General features: G+C 60.3%; 15 protein-coding genes and 1 pseudogene. 13 read left to right on the top strand and 3 right to left on the bottom strand.

Annotation, left to right across the window (positions count from 1 at the left end; translation table 11 throughout):
- Positions 1-20 precede the first annotated feature (20 nt).
- The 12 genes and pseudogenes from RHM55_RS25935 to madM form a co-directional block, all read left to right on the top strand.
- A pseudogene (locus RHM55_RS25935) lies at positions 21-2351 on the top strand (response regulator); the annotation flags it as partial.
- Positions 2344-2808, top strand: a complete 465-nt coding sequence (locus RHM55_RS13305) for a chemotaxis protein CheW (RefSeq protein ID WP_219063987.1) — start codon at positions 2344-2346, stop codon at positions 2806-2808. The pseudogene RHM55_RS25935 and the gene RHM55_RS13305, both read left to right, overlap by 8 nt.
- Positions 2809-2919: 111 nt before the next feature.
- Positions 2920-4068, top strand: a complete 1149-nt coding sequence (locus tag RHM55_RS13300; RefSeq protein ID WP_322176859.1) for a Fic family protein — start codon at positions 2920-2922, stop codon at positions 4066-4068.
- A gap of 293 nt (positions 4069-4361) precedes the next feature.
- Positions 4362-6038 carry a malonate decarboxylase subunit alpha gene (gene mdcA / locus RHM55_RS13295; protein ID WP_322176858.1) on the top strand — a complete coding sequence of 559 codons (1677 nt, stop codon included), beginning with the start codon at positions 4362-4364 and terminating at the stop codon, positions 6036-6038.
- Positions 6038-6913: a triphosphoribosyl-dephospho-CoA synthase gene (locus RHM55_RS13290; protein WP_322176857.1), complete on the top strand. Its 876-nt coding sequence runs from the start codon at positions 6038-6040 to the stop codon at positions 6911-6913. The genes mdcA and RHM55_RS13290 overlap by 1 nt, the downstream gene beginning before the upstream one ends.
- A gap of 2 nt (positions 6914-6915) precedes the next feature.
- Positions 6916-7215, top strand: coding sequence for a malonate decarboxylase subunit delta (locus RHM55_RS13285; RefSeq protein ID WP_219063991.1), 300 nt, complete (start codon positions 6916-6918; stop codon positions 7213-7215).
- On the top strand, positions 7208-8059 hold the full coding sequence (locus tag RHM55_RS13280) for a biotin-independent malonate decarboxylase subunit beta (protein WP_322176856.1): 852 nt from the start codon (positions 7208-7210) through the stop codon (positions 8057-8059). The genes RHM55_RS13285 and RHM55_RS13280 overlap by 8 nt, the downstream gene beginning before the upstream one ends.
- 14 nt (positions 8060-8073) lie before the next feature.
- Positions 8074-8877 carry a biotin-independent malonate decarboxylase subunit gamma gene (gene mdcE, locus RHM55_RS13275; RefSeq protein WP_322182916.1) on the top strand — a complete coding sequence of 268 codons (804 nt, stop codon included), beginning with the start codon at positions 8074-8076 and terminating at the stop codon, positions 8875-8877.
- Entirely contained in the window at positions 8878-9522 is a 645-nt protein-coding gene (locus tag RHM55_RS13270) for a malonate decarboxylase holo-ACP synthase (RefSeq protein WP_322176855.1), read from the top strand.
- Positions 9519-10454, top strand: a complete 936-nt coding sequence (gene mdcH / locus RHM55_RS13265) for a malonate decarboxylase subunit epsilon (protein WP_322176854.1) — start codon at positions 9519-9521, stop codon at positions 10452-10454. Before RHM55_RS13270 ends, mdcH begins: the two co-directional genes overlap by 4 nt.
- A 64-nt stretch (positions 10455-10518) precedes the next feature.
- The gene (gene madL, locus RHM55_RS13260; protein WP_322176853.1) at positions 10519-10935 is read left to right on the top strand and encodes a malonate transporter subunit MadL; all 417 of its coding nucleotides are present in this window, start codon (positions 10519-10521) and stop codon (positions 10933-10935) included.
- A gap of 1 nt (position 10936) precedes the next feature.
- Positions 10937-11704, top strand: a complete 768-nt coding sequence (gene madM, locus RHM55_RS13255; protein WP_322176852.1) for a malonate transporter subunit MadM — start codon at positions 10937-10939, stop codon at positions 11702-11704.
- Between the two features lie 61 nt (positions 11705-11765).
- Here the strand turns inward: madM and RHM55_RS13250 are convergent, their stop codons facing one another.
- A complete protein-coding gene (locus tag RHM55_RS13250; protein ID WP_322176851.1) occupies positions 11766-12692 on the bottom strand; it encodes a LysR substrate-binding domain-containing protein in 927 nt (308 codons plus the stop codon).
- Positions 12693-12882: 190 nt separating this feature from the next.
- Here RHM55_RS13250 and trhA point away from each other — a divergent pair, with 190 nt between their 5' ends.
- Positions 12883-13500, top strand: coding sequence for a PAQR family membrane homeostasis protein TrhA (gene trhA / locus RHM55_RS13245; RefSeq protein ID WP_322176850.1), 618 nt, complete (start codon positions 12883-12885; stop codon positions 13498-13500).
- Between the two features lie 158 nt (positions 13501-13658).
- Here the strand turns inward: trhA and RHM55_RS13240 are convergent, their stop codons facing one another.
- Positions 13659-14378, bottom strand: a complete 720-nt coding sequence (locus tag RHM55_RS13240) for a 16S rRNA (uracil(1498)-N(3))-methyltransferase (protein ID WP_322176849.1) — start codon at positions 14376-14378, stop codon at positions 13659-13661.
- Positions 14379-14439: 61 nt separating this feature from the next.
- On the bottom strand, positions 14440-15846 hold the full coding sequence (locus RHM55_RS13235) for an adenosylmethionine--8-amino-7-oxononanoate transaminase (protein WP_322176848.1): 1407 nt from the start codon (positions 15844-15846) through the stop codon (positions 14440-14442).
- Between the last annotated feature and the right edge of the window lie 82 nt (positions 15847-15928).

The raw sequence follows: 15928 nt of genomic DNA, 5'->3' as shown, positions 1-15928 counted from the left end.
CAGCGGTCGATATCCTCGAAGAGCGCGACCCTGAATTGCTGGAGATCTTCCTTGAGGAAGGCTTCGACATTGTCGAAAGCTCCGGCGGCGCCTTGACCCGCTGGCAGGACGAGCCGCAAAACACGGTTGAGGTGGAAAACCTGCTGCGTGATCTGCACACCCTCAAGGGCGGCGCACGGATGGTGGAAATCGCCCCGATTGGCGACCTGGCCCATGAACTTGAATTTCTCTATGAAGGCCTGTCAGCCGGGTTGTTGCACAGTAATCCACTGCTGATCAGCCTGTTGCAAAGCGGGCACGACCTGTTGGCTGGCATGCTTGACGCCGTGCGTGCGCGGCATCCGCTGCCCAGCGCCACGTTGTTGATCGAGAGCATCCATCGTTTCAGCAGCCCAAACGGCTTGGGGTCGCTCACCGCCAAAGCGACACTGGACGATGCGCCGCGCGAGGCTGCACCCTCCAGCGCGGTGGCAGTGTCTTCGACGGCCGAAGCCGAGGCTGAGCGCACCCCACCGGAAACGGTCAAGGTGGCGGCCGAACAGCTGGAAAGCCTGGTCAATCTGGCGGGTGAAACGTCGATCTTCCGGGAGCGTATCGAACAGCAAGTCAGCGATGCCCATGTCACTTTGGTTGAGATGGAAACCACCATCGAGCGCATGCGCGACCAGTTGCGGCGTCTGGACATCGAAACCCAGGGGCGAATTCTCAGCCGCGAGCAGGTGCAAGCCGAGCGATTGGGCTATGAAGAATTCGATCCGCTGGAGATGGACCGTCATTCGCAGTTGCAGCAACTTTCGCGGGCCTTGTTCGAGTCTGCATCCGACCTGCTCGACCTTAAAGAAACCCTCGACACCCGAAATCACGACGCGCAAGCGCTGTTGTCACAACAGGCGCGGGTCAATACGGAGTTGCAGGAAAGCCTGATGCGCACGCGCATGGTGCCGTTCGAACGCCTGCTCCCACGGTTGCGGCGGATCGTGCGTCAGGTCTCCGGCGAGCTGGATAAACAGGTTCGCTTCGACGTGGGTGACGCAGAAGGTGAAATGGACCGTAGCGTGCTGGAACGCATGGTCGCGCCGCTGGAGCATATGCTGCGTAATGCCATCGATCACGGTCTGGAAAGTGCCGAAGAACGCCGAGCCGTAGGCAAGCCGCAAGAGGGGCGGATCAGCCTGAGCATGGTTCACGAAGGCGGCGATATCGTCATCGAGATGCGTGACGATGGCGGCGGTATTGATCTCGGGGCCGTGCGCCGCAAAGCCATAAAGCGTGGTTTGATGGAAGCGGATGCCGAACTGAGTGATTACGAGTTGCTCCAGTTTATCCTCCAGGCCGGGTTTTCCACGGCCGAAAAAGTCACCCAGATCTCCGGTCGCGGCGTGGGCATGGACGTGGTGCACGCCGAGGTCAAACAGCTTGGCGGCTCAATGGTCATCGACTCGACGCCGGGGCAGGGCACGTGCTTTCAAATCCGTTTACCGTTCACCGTGTCGGTCAACCGGGCGTTGATGGTGCAGTGCGGGGAAGAGCAATACGCGGTGCCGCTCAATACGGTCGAAGGCATCGTGCGGGTGATGCCCGGCGAGCTGGAAACCTGTTACCTGTCCGATCCACCACGCTACCACTTCGCCGAGCGAAGCTACGAGCTGCGCTACCTCGGCGAGCTGTTGAACAATGGCCTGCCCCCCAAACTGCTCGGCCAGACCCAGCCGTTGCCCGTGCTGTTGGTGCATGTGCACGACCATTGGGTGGCCGTGCAGGTGGATGCGCTGGCGGGCTCGCGGGAAATCGTGGTGAAAAGCCTCGGTGCGCAATTCGCCGGGGTGCAGGGCATTTCCGGCGCGACCATTCTTGGCGATGGGCGCGTGGTGTTCATTCTCGATCTGCCAGCGCATATCCGCGCCTTGTATGGTCGTCTGCAAGCGCAGCATGCCGCGGGCCAAAGAGCACCGAAGTTCATTGAGGTCACACAAGCCCGTCCGTTGTTGGTGATGGTGGTGGACGACTCGGTGACGGTGCGCAAGGTCACCAGCCGTCTGCTTGAGCGCAACGGCATGAGTGTGCTGACGGCCAAAGACGGAATCGATGCCATGGCGCTGTTGCAGGAACACACCCCCGACATTCTGCTGCTGGACATCGAAATGCCGCGCATGGACGGCTTCGAAGTCGCCAGCAAAATTCGCAATGACGACCGGCTCAAAGACCTGCCGATCATCATGATCACGTCCCGCTCCGGACAAAAACACCGCGACCACGCCATGGCTATTGGTGTTAACGACTACCTGAGCAAGCCGTATCAGGAGTCAGTATTGCTGGAAAGCATCGCCCAATGGAGTCTGGTACATGTCTAGCGCAACCCCCAGCCAACTGACCACCCTGACGGGGTTGCTGCTGCCCTTGGGCGACCGCAACCTGCTGGTGCCCAACGTCGCCGTGGCTGAGCTGATCGACTATCAGGACAGCAACGCCGAGCCCGATGCGCCCATCTGGTACCTGGGACCGATTTACTGGCGTAACCGCACCTTGCCGCTGCTCAGCTTCGAAGCCACCTGCGGCAGCCGCACCCGCGTCGGCGGCCGGGCCCGTATCGTCGTTCTCAACGCCCTGGGTGGCCGCGCCGACCTTGAGTTCATTGCGCTGCTGACCCAGGGCATTCCTCGCTCCTGCAAACTCGACAGCCAACTCAGCTACGTCGACGTGCCCTTGGCCGAACTGGAACTGGCGGCGGTGCAAGTCGGCGACACCGTCGCGAAAATCCCGGACCTGGTGGGCCTGGAGGAATTGTTGGTGGCGGCGGGGTTGGTTTAGACGGTGTGGGCGTGCCTGCGATATAGACGATGAGCCGAATAAATCGCACAATCGGCTCACCTAATGAGCCGAATAACGCTTTTATTCGGCTCACACGTTTCAGGACGACCCATGAACGAACCCACCGACTGGATATGGCAGCAATCCGACTGGCCGCATTTCACGTGGCGGGCTGATCGACTCGCGCCGTTGTTACGGGGGTGCTCGCAGGCTCAGGGGCGGTTGCTGGGAATGATCGGTGCGGCAGGGGTAGATGCCAGCGCGCAGACCGAACTGGATACGTTGCTGCAGAACATCATTACCTCATCGGCCATTGAGGGTGAGCAGCTGAATGCAGGATCTGTGCGCTCTTCTCTGGCGCGTCGCCTGGGGTTAACGGGGGATCAGCGTGTCAGTCAACGCAGCGAGGGTTTGGCTGAGCTGATGCTTGATGCCACCCGGCAACACCTGTCGCCCTTGACCCTTGAGCGGTTGTTGCACTGGCATACGTTGCTCTTTCCTGCGGAAGAAACGGTGCTGATGCGTGGTATCCGCGTCGGCACCTTGCGCGGCGAAGAGGCGATGCAAGTGGTGTCTGGAAGGCTGGATCGGCCTACCGTGCACTTTGAGGCGCCACCGCGAGCAGGGCTGGACGTACAGCTCACTCGTTTCCTTGCGTGGTTCAACAGTAGTCGTACAGACGCCAGTCTCGACCCGTTGTTGCGAGCGGGCATCGCGCATTTCTGGTTCGTGACGGTGCACCCGTTTGACGATGGCAATGGTCGTCTGACGCGCGCAATCACCGACCTTGCTTTGGCTCAAGGCGAAGATCAGTCCATTCGCTTTTATGCGATGTCGGCAAGCATCCTCAGTGCGCGTCAATCCTATTACAGCATTCTCGAAGCCAGTCAGAAGGCTACGCTGGATATCACGCCATGGCTGGAGTGGTTTCTGCACACGTTGCTGCATACGCTGGAGCAGGTCATAAAGCGCATTGACCGAGTCCTGGCCAAGGCGCGCTATTGGCAGCAGTACCGCGAGCACGGCCTCTCTGCCGAGCAAATTAAAGTGCTCAACCGTTTACTCGACGGGGATGTGTTGGTTGATAAACCTGGCGCAGGTTTCGACGCGGGTATTAGCGCTGCGCAGTACCAGGCCGTTGCGAAAGTGAGTAAAGCCACCGCCACCCGGCATCTCCGTGATCTGTTGGACAAAGGCTGTCTGGAGAAACTCCCAGGCGGCGGGCGCAGCACTCGGTATCAGATCAACTGGGCGGTTTGATTTACAGGGTCCATGTAGGAGATTCCGCCCTGTCTTCGACGCCGCGCTGTCGCGCAGCAAACTGTAGGAGCGCGCTTGCCCGCGAAAAGGCCGGCACGGCCTTCCGGCGGCGGTGAATTCACTACTTTTTCCAACGCTTCGCGCTGGATCGCAGACAAGTCAGCTCCTACAGAGGATCAGCGTCTGGCTGAAATCATTACTCCAGCCGTAATGATTTCATCCCTTGCTTGATTGATGCGCTTCATCATTCCCTCATAAGGTGGCTCACGACAGCGAAAACGCGTGGAGTGAGCATGACAACAATAAATACACCCGATCCGCGCTGGTCGCGTCGGCGCAGCGAAAAGCAGCGGCGACTCGAGCAGGTGCGGTCTCTCGCCGATGGCGTGGTATTGCCGACCGAGAATATCGTCGCCGCGCTGGAAGCCTTGTTGGCCCCCGGCGACCGTGTGGTGCTTGAAGGCAACAACCAGAAGCAGGCAGATTTTCTTTCCCGTTCCCTGGCCAAGGTCGATCCGGCCAAGCTGCACGATCTGCACATGATCATGCCCAGCGTCGGCCGGTCCGAGCATTTGGATCTGTTTGAACGCGGGATCGCCCGCAAGCTGGACTTTTCCTTCGCCGGCACGCAAAGCCTGCGCATCAGCCAGTTGCTGGAAGATGGCTTGTTGGAAATCGGCGCCATCCATACCTACATCGAATTGTACTCACGGCTGGTGGTCGATCTGATCCCCAACGTGGTGTTGGCGGCCGGCTTCATGGCGGATCGTGCCGGTAACATTTACACCGGCCCCAGCACTGAAGACACGCCGGCACTGGTCGAACCGGCGGCGTTCAGCGATGGCATCGTGATCTTCCAGGTCAATCAGTTGGTGGATGATGTCAGCGACCTGCCTCGGGTCGACATTCCAGCGTCCTGGGTCGACTTCGTGGTGGTGGCGGATCAGCCGTTTTACATCGAGCCGCTGTTCACCCGTGACCCGCGCCACATCAAGCCTGTGCACGTGTTGATGGCGATGATGGCGATTCGCGGCATTTATGAAAAACACAATGTGCAGTCGCTGAACCACGGCATCGGTTTCAATACGGCCGCCATTGAGCTGATTTTGCCCACCTACGGCGAGTCTCTGGGCCTGAAAGGTAAAATCTGCCGCAACTGGACCCTCAACCCGCACCCAACGCTGATTCCAGCCATCGAAAGTGGCTGGGTCGAAAGCATTCATTGCTTCGGCACTGAGTTGGGCATGGAAAATTACATCGCTGCGCGACCGGACGTGTTCTTCACCGGCCGTGACGGCTCGCTGCGCTCCAACCGGATGATTTGCCAATTGGCCGGTCAGTACGCGGTTGATCTGTTTATCGGCGCAACGTTGCAGGTGGATGGCGATGGCCATTCCTCGACCGTGACCCGTGGGCGCCTGGCCGGTTTCGGCGGCGCACCGAACATGGGCCATGACCCGCACGGCCGTCGTCATGCGACCCCGGCCTGGCTGGACATGCGCCTGCAGACCGGTGACGGTCCGGCCGCCTACCTTGAGCGCGGCAAGAAGCTGGTGGTGCAGATGGTCGAGACCTTCCAGGAAGGCGGTAAACCGACGTTCGTCGAAACCCTGGACGCGATCGATGTGGCGAAGAAGAGCGGTATGCCACTGGCGCCGATCATGATTTACGGCGATGACGTGACCCACTTGCTCACCGAAGAAGGCATCGCCTATCTGTACAAGGCGCGGACTCTGGAAGAGCGTCAGGCGATGATCGCTGCGGTCGCAGGCGTGACGGCCATCGGCATGCGTCACAACCCTAAAGATACAGCGCGCATGCGCCGCGAAGGCTTGATCGCCTTACCTGAAGATTTGGGCATCCGCCGCACCGACGCCAGCCGCGAATTGCTGGCCGCGAAAAGCGTCGCCGATCTGGTCGAGTGGTCCGGCGGCCTGTACAACCCGCCCGCCCAATTCAGGAGCTGGTGATGCGCGCACTCAACCTGCAACCTGTCGTTGTTTCGTTGGCCGACCGTTTGGCTGACCTGGCCGTGGATGCGCTGATCGATGAAGCAGACCTGTCGCCGAAACCGGCGTTGGTCGACCGTCGCGGTAGCGGCGCGCATCAGGATCTGCACCTGGGCTTGATGCACGCTTCTGCGCTGTCGTTGTGGCCAGCGTTCAAGCACATGGCCGAAGCCGCCCTTGAGTTTGGCGTCGTTGGCCAGCCACTGCGCGAGGCCGTGGGCCGGATCGGTCGCGAAGGTGAAGTGGCGATGCTCAACACCACCGGTGGCGTGAACACCCATCGTGGGGCTATTTGGGCTTTGGGTCTGTTGGTGACGGCGGTGGCCCTGGAGCCTGGCCATTGCACGGCGGCGGGCATGAGCCTGCGGGCAGCGAAACTGGCATTGATCGATGACCGCCATTCGCCGTTGCAGAACAGCCACGGTGCCAGAGTCGCCCAGCGTTATGGCGCACGCGGCGCTCGGGAGCAGGCGCAGCTGGGCTTTCCAGCCGTGATCCAACATGGCCTGCCGCAGTTGAAACGCAGCCGCGCCGCCGGGCACGGCGAACAGAGCGCTCGACTCGATGCGCTGCTGGCGATCATGACCACCCTGGCCGACACCTGTGTGCTGTACCGCGCTGGCCAGCCGGGACTTGAAGCCATGCAACTCGGCGCGCAACGGGTCCTGGATGCTGGCGGCAGCGCCAGCCTCGGCGGTCGGCGTTGCCTGCATGAACTGGATCAACAGCTGTTGAGCCTGAACGCATCGCCGGGTGGCGCTGCGGACCTGCTCGCCGCGTGCCTGTTTATCGATAGCCTTGAGCCTGGGCTCGGCGATCAATCGAGGATTTTTTGATCATGGAAACCCTGTCTTTTGAATTCCCTGCCGGGCAGCCGCCCCTGAGGCGTGCGTTGGTGGGTTGTGTCGGTTCGGGTGATCTGGAAGCCCTGCTTGAGCCGGGTCAGCCGGGCAAGCTATCGATACAGGTGGTGACATCGGTCAACGGCAGTGCCGCCCGTTGGCAGCACTTGTTCGAGCGCATGTTCGACGGGCAATTGCCGCCCGCGCTGGCCATCGATATTCATGATTTCGGCGCGACGCCGGGTGTGGTGCGGTTGCGTCTGGAGCAAGGTTTCGAGGAGATCGGTCATGACTGACAACGCGCGTTTATTGCGTCAGCACAGCTTCGTCGAACTCAATGCTCGCCAACGTGCCCGCGCCATACTGGATGCCGGGAGCTTCCGTGAGTTGCTCGACCCTTTCGCCCGGATGATGTCGCCTTGGCTGGCCAAGCAAGGCGTTGTGCCGCAGGCCGATGATGGCGTGGTGATCGCCAAAGGTTCTATCGGCGGCCTGCCGGTGGTGGTCGCCGCCATTGAAGGCGCGTTTCAGGGCGGTAGCCTCGGCGAAGTCGGCGGGGCGAAGATTGCGGGTGCGCTGGAACTGGCCGCCGAGGACAACCGTAACGGCATTCCAACCGCCGCCGTGTTGCTCCTGGAAACCGGCGGTGTGCGCCTGCAAGAGGCCAATCTTGGGCTGGCGGCGATTGCTGATATCCACGCGGCGATTGTCGATTTGCGCCAGTACCAGCCGGTGATTGGTGTGATTGCCGGGAGCGTTGGCTGCTTCGGCGGGATGTCCATCGCTGCCGGTCTATGCAGCTATATATTGGTGACTCGCGAGGCCCGTCTGGGTTTGAACGGACCACAGGTGATTGAGCAGGAAGCAGGCATCGAAGAGTACGACTCGCGCAACCGACCTTTCATCTGGAGCCTGACCGGGGGTGAGCAGCGCTTCGCCAGCGGCTTGGCAGATGGCTTCTCGATTGATGATGTGACGAGCATTCAGCGTCAGGTCGATACCTGGCTCAAGCAGGGCTTGCCTGAACAGCAACGCAGCGGTCAATACGCACTGTTTCTGCAGCGCCTGGCGCAGCTGGATACAGCACCCCAAATCGATCCACAGACGGTGCGCACCCTTTATCAAGGAGAACGGCCATGAGCGAGTACGTAACCATGAGCGAGTATTCGCAACGCGGGTTGCACTGGTTTTTGGCGTTGAGTGGCGGGGCGACTGAAGTTGTGGGTTTGCCTGCATCGCTCAAGGTGGCCGACGGCATGCTGGGCGATCAGCCGGTACGTTTTCTGGCGGTGGTCGCTGACCCTGAAAACCGTTTCCCTCGGGCGCGCAACGGCGAAGTCGGGCTGCTTGAAGGGTGGGGATTGGCCAAGGCGGTGGATGACGTGATAACGCGGGATCAGCGCAGTGAGCACAAGCGCGCCTTGATCGTCATTGTCGATGTGCCGAGCCAGGCGTACGGTCGGCGCGAAGAAGCGCTGGGCATTCATCAAGCCCTCGCCGGTGCGGTGGACAGCTATGCGCGCGCGCGTCTGGCCGGGCATCCGGTGATTGCTTTACTGGTGGGCAAGGCCATGTCCGGTGCCTTTCTGGCTCATGGTTATCAGGCCAACCGTCTGATTGCCCTGCGTGACCCGGGCGTCATGGTGCATGCCATGGGCAAGGCTTCAGCCGCCCGGGTCACCTTGCGCACCGTTGAGGAGCTGGAAAAACTGGCCGCCAGCGTGCCGCCAATGGCCTACGACATCGACAGTTACGCGACCCTCGGGTTGCTGTGGGAAAGTCTGTCCGTCAGCCAGATTGAGCAACCGACGGCGCAAGACATTGATCATGTTCAGGCGTGCCTGACACTGGCGATCAAGGATGTGCAAACGACCGGCACGGACCTGGCCAGCCGCCTGGGTGCGAGCAACCGTGCGGCGTCTGCCAAGGTGCGTGAATTACTCCGGACGCAGTGGTAAATGAACGCCTCCGTTGCTGTGCTGCCCCACGACTTGCTCTGGGGGTTGCCTGTGCACGCGCTGGCTGACGATGCGCCGAGCTGGGTCGCCGAGGCGTTGAGCCTTGGCCATCCGGTGGTGGTGCGTCGCGCGGTGTGCTCAGCGGATAAGATCGCGGTCGGTGTTCGTGGTCAGCAGCGCGAACAACGCTACGCCACACTGATCAAGTGCGCTGATGTCCAGCGCCAGGTGCAGCCGGAGCAACTCATTCATGTGGAGAGTCAAGAGGGTCGCGACTGGCCTGCGCTACGAGCACTGGCGCAGGTTCGGCCGCTGATGGAAGACCTGGGGTTGGTGTGGGGCGTCAGCGGCAGTGCCGGTTTTGAACTGGCCAGCGGGTTGGCTGCGCTGCATCGTGACAGTGACCTTGATTTGATTTTGCGCACGCCACAGTTTTTCAGCCGCGAGCAGGCGGCCGAGCTGGTCCGCGTATTGGATGCGACGATGACGCGAACGGGCTGCCGGATCGATCTGCAATTACAAGTCCCTGGCGGCGGTATGGCCTTGCGCGAGTGGGCTGGCCCAGCGCGCAAAGTCCTGCTTAAAACTTCTGAGGGCGCGTGTCTGCTCAGTGATCCTTGGCGATTGATTGAGCACGCCGCATGAGCAGCCTTATGGTGTTTCCCGGCCAGGGCGCGCAACAGCCGCACATGCTGCATCGTTTGCCGGACGAAACGTTGGTCCGCGATTGCCTGCGCCAGGCCAGCGACGAACTGGGTGAAGAGGTACTGGCACTCGATTCGGTCGAAGCCCTGGCCGATAGCCGCGCCGTGCAGTTGTGTTTGTTGATTGCGGGTGTGGCGTGTGCCCGCGTGCTGATCGAGCGCGCAAGCCCCCCCGATTACGTAGCAGGCTTGTCCATCGGCGCTTATCCAGCGGCGGTGATTGCCGGTTCGCTGGCGTTTGGCGATGCCGTGCGTCTGGTGGCCCTGCGCGGTGAGCTGATGCAGGGTGCTTACCCTCATGGTTACGGCATGACTGCAATCATGGGGCTGGATCAACCTGCTGTCGAAGCGTTGATCGGGCAGGTTCACGGCCCGGACACGCCGGTTTATCTTGCCAATATCAATGCGGATAACCAGTTGGTGATCGCGGGCAGCGATGGCGCGATGGCAGAGGTCGCCGAGCGAGCAACAAAAATCGGTGCTTCGGCGGTCAAGCGCCTGGCGGTCAGTGTGCCATCTCATTGCGCCTTGTTGGAGCAACCCGCTGTAACGTTGGCGGAGGCTTTTGCCAAAGTGTCTGTGCAGGCCCCGACCTTGCGCTATCTCAGCGGCAGTACTGCGCGGTTGGTGCTGACCGCCGATAAATTACGCGACGACCTGGCGTTCAACATGTGCCGGGTGATTGATTGGCGCAGCACCGTGCAAACCGCGTATGAGCGCGGCGTGCGTCTACAGATCGAGTTACCGCCAGGCACCGTATTGACGTGCCTGGCCAGAAAAGTGTTCGAACAAGGAGCGGCAGTCGCCTTTCAAGGGGCTCGCCTGGATACGCTGAGTGCGCTGCTGCGAGAGGAGGAAACCCGCAACCCCTAGACCGTACGCCAGCTGCGAAGGATAAAAACAACAACTTCGGCAACGCAATGTGAGGATAAAAATAATGATTATTTACGGTGTGGCCTTACTGGCTATCTGCACCCTGGCAGGCGTCATTCTTGGCGATATGCTCGGCATGCTGCTGGGCGTTAAATCCAATGTGGGCGGGGTTGGCATTGCCATGATCCTGTTGATCTGCGCCCGTCTGTGGATGCACAACCGCGGCGGTATGACCAAGGAATGCGACTTGGGCGTGGGTTTCTGGGGTGCCATGTACATTCCTGTCGTGGTCGCCATGGCCGCGCAACAGAACGTGGTCGCAGCCTTGCACGGTGGACCGGTTGCGGTATTGGCGGCCATTGGCTCGGTGGTGGTTTGTGCTTGTGCCATTGCGCTGATCAGTCGAACTCATAAGGGCGAACCTTTGCCGGACGAAGAGCCGACGCTTATTCCCGGTGTGACGTCGGTAGGGGGGCGTTGATATGTGGGCGCTCATGGAAAAAGGTTTGGCAAATAACGGCCTGGTCACTGCGTTCGCCTTTATCGGCGTGGTGATGTGGATTTCGGTGGTGATCTCAAGAAGACTGACGTTCGGGCGCATTCACGGCTCGGCCATTGCCATCGTTATCGGGCTGGTACTGGCGTGGGTCGGCGGTACCATGACGGGCGGACAAAAAGGCTTGGCGGACCTCACGCTGTTTTCGGGCATCGGCTTGATGGGCGGTGCCATGTTGCGTGACTTCGCCATTGTCGCTACAGCGTTCGAAGTGCAAGCCAGTGAGGCGCGCAAGGCCGGATTGATAGGGGTCGTTGCCTTGCTATTGGGCACCACACTGCCGTTCATTGTTGGCGCGAGCATCGCCTGGATGTTCGGTTATCGTGATGCGGTCAGCATGACCACCATCGGCGCAGGTGCGGTGACTTACATCGTCGGGCCGGTAACCGGCGCAGCGATTGGCGCGAGTTCGGATGTGGTGGCGCTGTCCATCGCGACAGGCTTGATCAAAGCGATTTTTGTGATGGTCGGCACACCGATGGCTGCACGCTGGATGGGCCTGGATAACCCGCGCTCGGCGATGGTGTTCGGTGGCTTGGCCGGCACGGTCAGCGGCGTGACCGCAGGCCTGGCGGCGACGGACCGTCGGCTGGTGCCTTACGGCGCCCTGACCGCGACCTTCCACACCGGGTTGGGCTGCCTGTTGGGGCCGTCGGTGTTGTACTTCATCGTGCGCGGGATTATGGGGGCGTAACAACGCCATTCGCAGCGGGACGCATAGTCACTTATACCTACGCGTCCCGCTACGAAGCTTTTCAAGTCTCAGGCTGCGAATGCCGGTTGGCGTACATCCGGCATTCGGCCACAAACGCCAGCAGGTTTGGGTCGCGTTCCTTCGATTTGAGGAACACGACACCAATATGCTGCTGCATCCGATAGCGTGCCTGCAACGGAATCAAGCGCACCCTATTCTCATAAACGGCGGCCACTCGTCCTGGCAGCAACGCATAACCGACCCCGGAGCTGACCATGCTCAGCAGGGTGAAAATGTCGTTGACCTGCATCGCCACCTTTGGCTCGAAGCCCGCCTGCTGGAACACTCGAACCCCGTCCTGATGCGTCGCGAAACCCTGTGCCAGGGTAATGAATGTCGCTTCGCGCAGATCGCTCAAATCCACTTCGCTTTGCTGTGAAAACGGTGACTCTGCGGGCGCGGCGAGGAAAATATCATCGGAAAACAGCGGCAGGTGTTCGCAGTCCAGATCGTTGACGCTTTCATTGAGCGATACCAGAATCGCGTCCACTTCCATGTTCTTCAGTTTGTAGAACAGGTCGATGTTGGAGCCCATGATCAAATCGATGTTCAGCTCACTGCGACGCAGTTTCAGGCCCATGATCAGCTGCGGCACTGTCTTGATGGTCAACGAGTACAGCGAGCCCAACTTGAACCGTGCGGCTGAAAAGCCGGCGGCCTGACGGGTCAACTCCACCGTGGCGACCACGTCCTGAATCAATTTCTGCGCGCGCTCTTCCAGCACGTAAGCGCTTTCGAGCGGTGTCAGGTTGCGACCTTCGTGCTTGAACAGTGGGCAGCGCAGGGCGCTCTCCAGTGAATGGATAGCCCGATGCACACTGACATTGCTGGTCTGCAGCTCCACTGCCGCCCGCGCCAGATTGCCGGTGCGCATAAAAGCCAGGAAGATCTCCAGCTTCTTGAGGGTCAGTTCTTCGTCGATCAGCATGGCAGGGACTCTTATTCGTAGCTCTTCAATAATGTGAGCAGGTGGATTGTGCCTAACTCAGCGCGTGCTGGCTGCAAGCGATTTCAGCATTTAGGGCTTTAAAAATATCGCGTGGGCCCGCGTGGGGCATTGCACTTTTCGCGTAGAACCCTGAGCCTTGCGCAGTCGGTGTTTTTGGAGGTTTGCGAACATGTATCACGGAGAACGCTTCAACGCCTGGACGCATCTGGTCGGCGCGGTGCTGGCTTTTGTCGGTGCGGTCTGGATGCTGGTGCTGGCAAGCATGGACGGCGATGTATGGAAGATCGTCAGCACGGCGATCTACGGCGTGACCTTGTTGCTGCTGTATAGCGTATCGACCGTGTATCACAGCGTCCGGGGACGGGCGAAGGTGATCATGCAAAAGGTTGATCATCTGTCGATCTATCTGCTGATCGCGGGCAGCTACACCCCGTTCTGCCTGGTGACGTTGCGTGGACCATGGGGCTGGACACTGTTCGGGGTTGTCTGGGGACTGGCGGTGATCGGCATGTTGCAGGAGATCAAACCACGCTCCGAGGCGCGCGTGATGTCCCTCGTGATCTACGCGGTGATGGGCTGGATCGTGCTGGTGGCAGTCAAGCCACTGATGGCTGCGCTGGGAACGGCGGGCTTCACTTGGCTGGCGGCCGGAGGGGTGTTTTATACCGTGGGGATTATCTTTTTTGCTTTCGATAGCCGCTTCCGGCATTGGCACGGTATCTGGCACTTGTTCGTGATCGCCGGCAGTTTGCTGCACTTTGTGGCAATCATGTTTTATGTGCTTTGACACATAACCCGTAGGCGCTTGGTCCCCCTTGTCTGCGATAAGCCTGGGTCGCGCTCGACCCGAAGGACCTTCCAGCGGTGGTGAACTCACCATCTTGGCCAGCGCTCCGCACTGGATTGCAGACAAGTCAGCTCCTACGGATGGTGTGGTACGACAGTTTAGAAATCACCCCACAATTGCTGCGCCACGCTCAATGCGACCACGGGTGCGGTTTCTGTGCGCAGTACGCGCGGGCCGAGGCGGGCGGCGTGGAAGCCCGCATCCTGGGCCTGATCGACTTCGGCATCATTAAGCCCGCCTTCCGGGCCGATCAAAAAGGCCAGGGTGCCGGGTTTGTTGTGGCTGGTCAGCGGTTCTGCGACCGGGTGCAATACCAGCTTCAGGTCGGCTTCGGTCTTCTTGATCCAGTCAGCCAGCACCATGGGCGCATGAATCACCGGCACCACAGAGCGCCCGCATTGCTCGCACGCGCTGATCGCAATCTGTTGCCAGTGGGCCTGGCGCTTTTCTGCACGCTCATCTTTGAGGCGAACTTCACAACGCTCACTGACGATGGGCGTGATTTCGCTGACGCCCAGTTCGGTCGCCTTCTGAATCGCCCAGTCCATACGCTCGCCGCGTGACAGCCCCTGCCCCAAATGAATCCGCAACGGCGATTCGATTTGCCCGGCAAACTGTTCATTCAGCTGCACCCGCACGCGCTTCTTGCCCACTTCGAGCAATGTGCCGCGAAACTCGCTGCCCGAGCCGTCGAATACTTGCAGCGCGTCACCTTCGGCCATGCGTAATACGCGACCGATGTAGTGCGCCTGGGCTTCTGGCAGCTCGTGCTCGCCGAGGCTCAAGGGCGCATCGATAAAAAAGCGGGACAGTCTCATGTTCGTTCTCTGAAAGTGTTTAGGTCCTTGTAGGAGCGGGCAAGTGCGCTTCCACAAGGGATCAGCCTGGATCTCGAAAGTCTGGATGAAAGTTTTCATGCACCGCAACGCTGATGCTGGTGCGGGTCGCGATGTCGATGCCTTCGGTGGCCACTTCGGCAAGAAAGTCGATTTCTTCCGGGGTGATGACATATGGCGGCAGGAAATACACCACGCTGCCGAGCGGCCGCAGCAGGGCACCCCGTTCGAGGGCATGCTGGAACACCTTCAAACCGCGTCGTTCTTGCCAGGGGTAAGCGGCTTTAGTGGCTTTGTCCTGCACCATCTCGATGGCCAGCGCCATGCCGGTTTGACGGACTTCGGCGACATGGGGGTGATCGACCAGATGCGCGGTGGCGCTGGCCATGCGTTGCGCCAGGGCCTTGTTGTTCTCGATGACGTTGTCTTGCTCGAAGATGTCCAGCGTCGCCAGTGCCGCCGCACACGCCAGCGGATTGCCAGTGTAGCTGTGCGAATGGAGGAAGGCGCGCAGGGTCGAGTAGTCATCGTAGAACGCGTTGTACACGTCATCGGTGGTGATGCACGCCGCCAAGGGCAGATAACCACCGGTCAGGGCTTTGGACAGGCAGAGGAAGTCCGGACGGATGCCAGCCTGTTCGCACGCGAACATCGTTCCGGTGCGCCCGAAGCCGACGGCGATTTCGTCGTGAATCAAATGCACGCCATACCGATCACAGGCCTCGCGCAACAGCTTGAGGTACACCGGGTGATACATGCGCATGCCGCCCGCGCCCTGAATCAACGGCTCGACAATCACCGCCGCGACAGTGTCGTGGTTCTCAGCCAGGGTCTGCTCCATGGCGGCGAACATGTTGCGCGAGTGTTCTTCCCAGCCCATGCCTTCAGGCCGGTGGTAGCAGTCCGGGCTCGGCACCTTGATGGTGTCGAGCAGCAGCGCTTTGTACGTCTCGGTAAACAGCGGCACGTCGCCCACCGACATCGCCGCCATGGTTTCGCCGTGGTAGCTGTTGGTCAGAGTGACGAAGCGCTTTTTATTCGGCTGGCCGCGGTTGAGCCAGTAGTGAAAGCTCATTTTTAGCGCGACTTCGATGCAGGACGAACCATTATCTGCGTAGAAGCAGCGGGTCAGGCCCTCGGGCGTCATCTTGATCAGACGCTCGGACAGTTCGATCACCGGTTGGTGGCTGAAACCGGCAAGAATCACGTGCTCCAGCTGGTCGACCTGATCTTTGATCCGTTGATTGATGCGCGGGTTCGAGTGACCGAACACGTTGACCCACCAGGAGCTCACGGCATCCAGGTAACGCTTGCCTTCAAAATCTTCTAGCCAGACGCCTTTGCCGCTCTTGATCGGGATCAGCGGCAGGCTTTCGTGGTCTTTCATCTGGGTGCACGGATGCCACAGCACCGCAAGGTCGCGTTGCATCCACTGGTTATTCAGGCCCATTGGCAATCTCCGGGTGGCAACTCGCATGGCGCGAGGGCAAACAATCGCGCAAGCCTATGCAATGCGTGGCTGCGGAACAACC

Source organism: Pseudomonas sp. MH9.2 (assembly GCF_034353875.1).
Classification (GTDB): Bacteria; Pseudomonadota; Gammaproteobacteria; order Pseudomonadales; family Pseudomonadaceae; genus Aquipseudomonas.
This window is presented reverse-complemented; position numbering and strand designations above follow the sequence as displayed.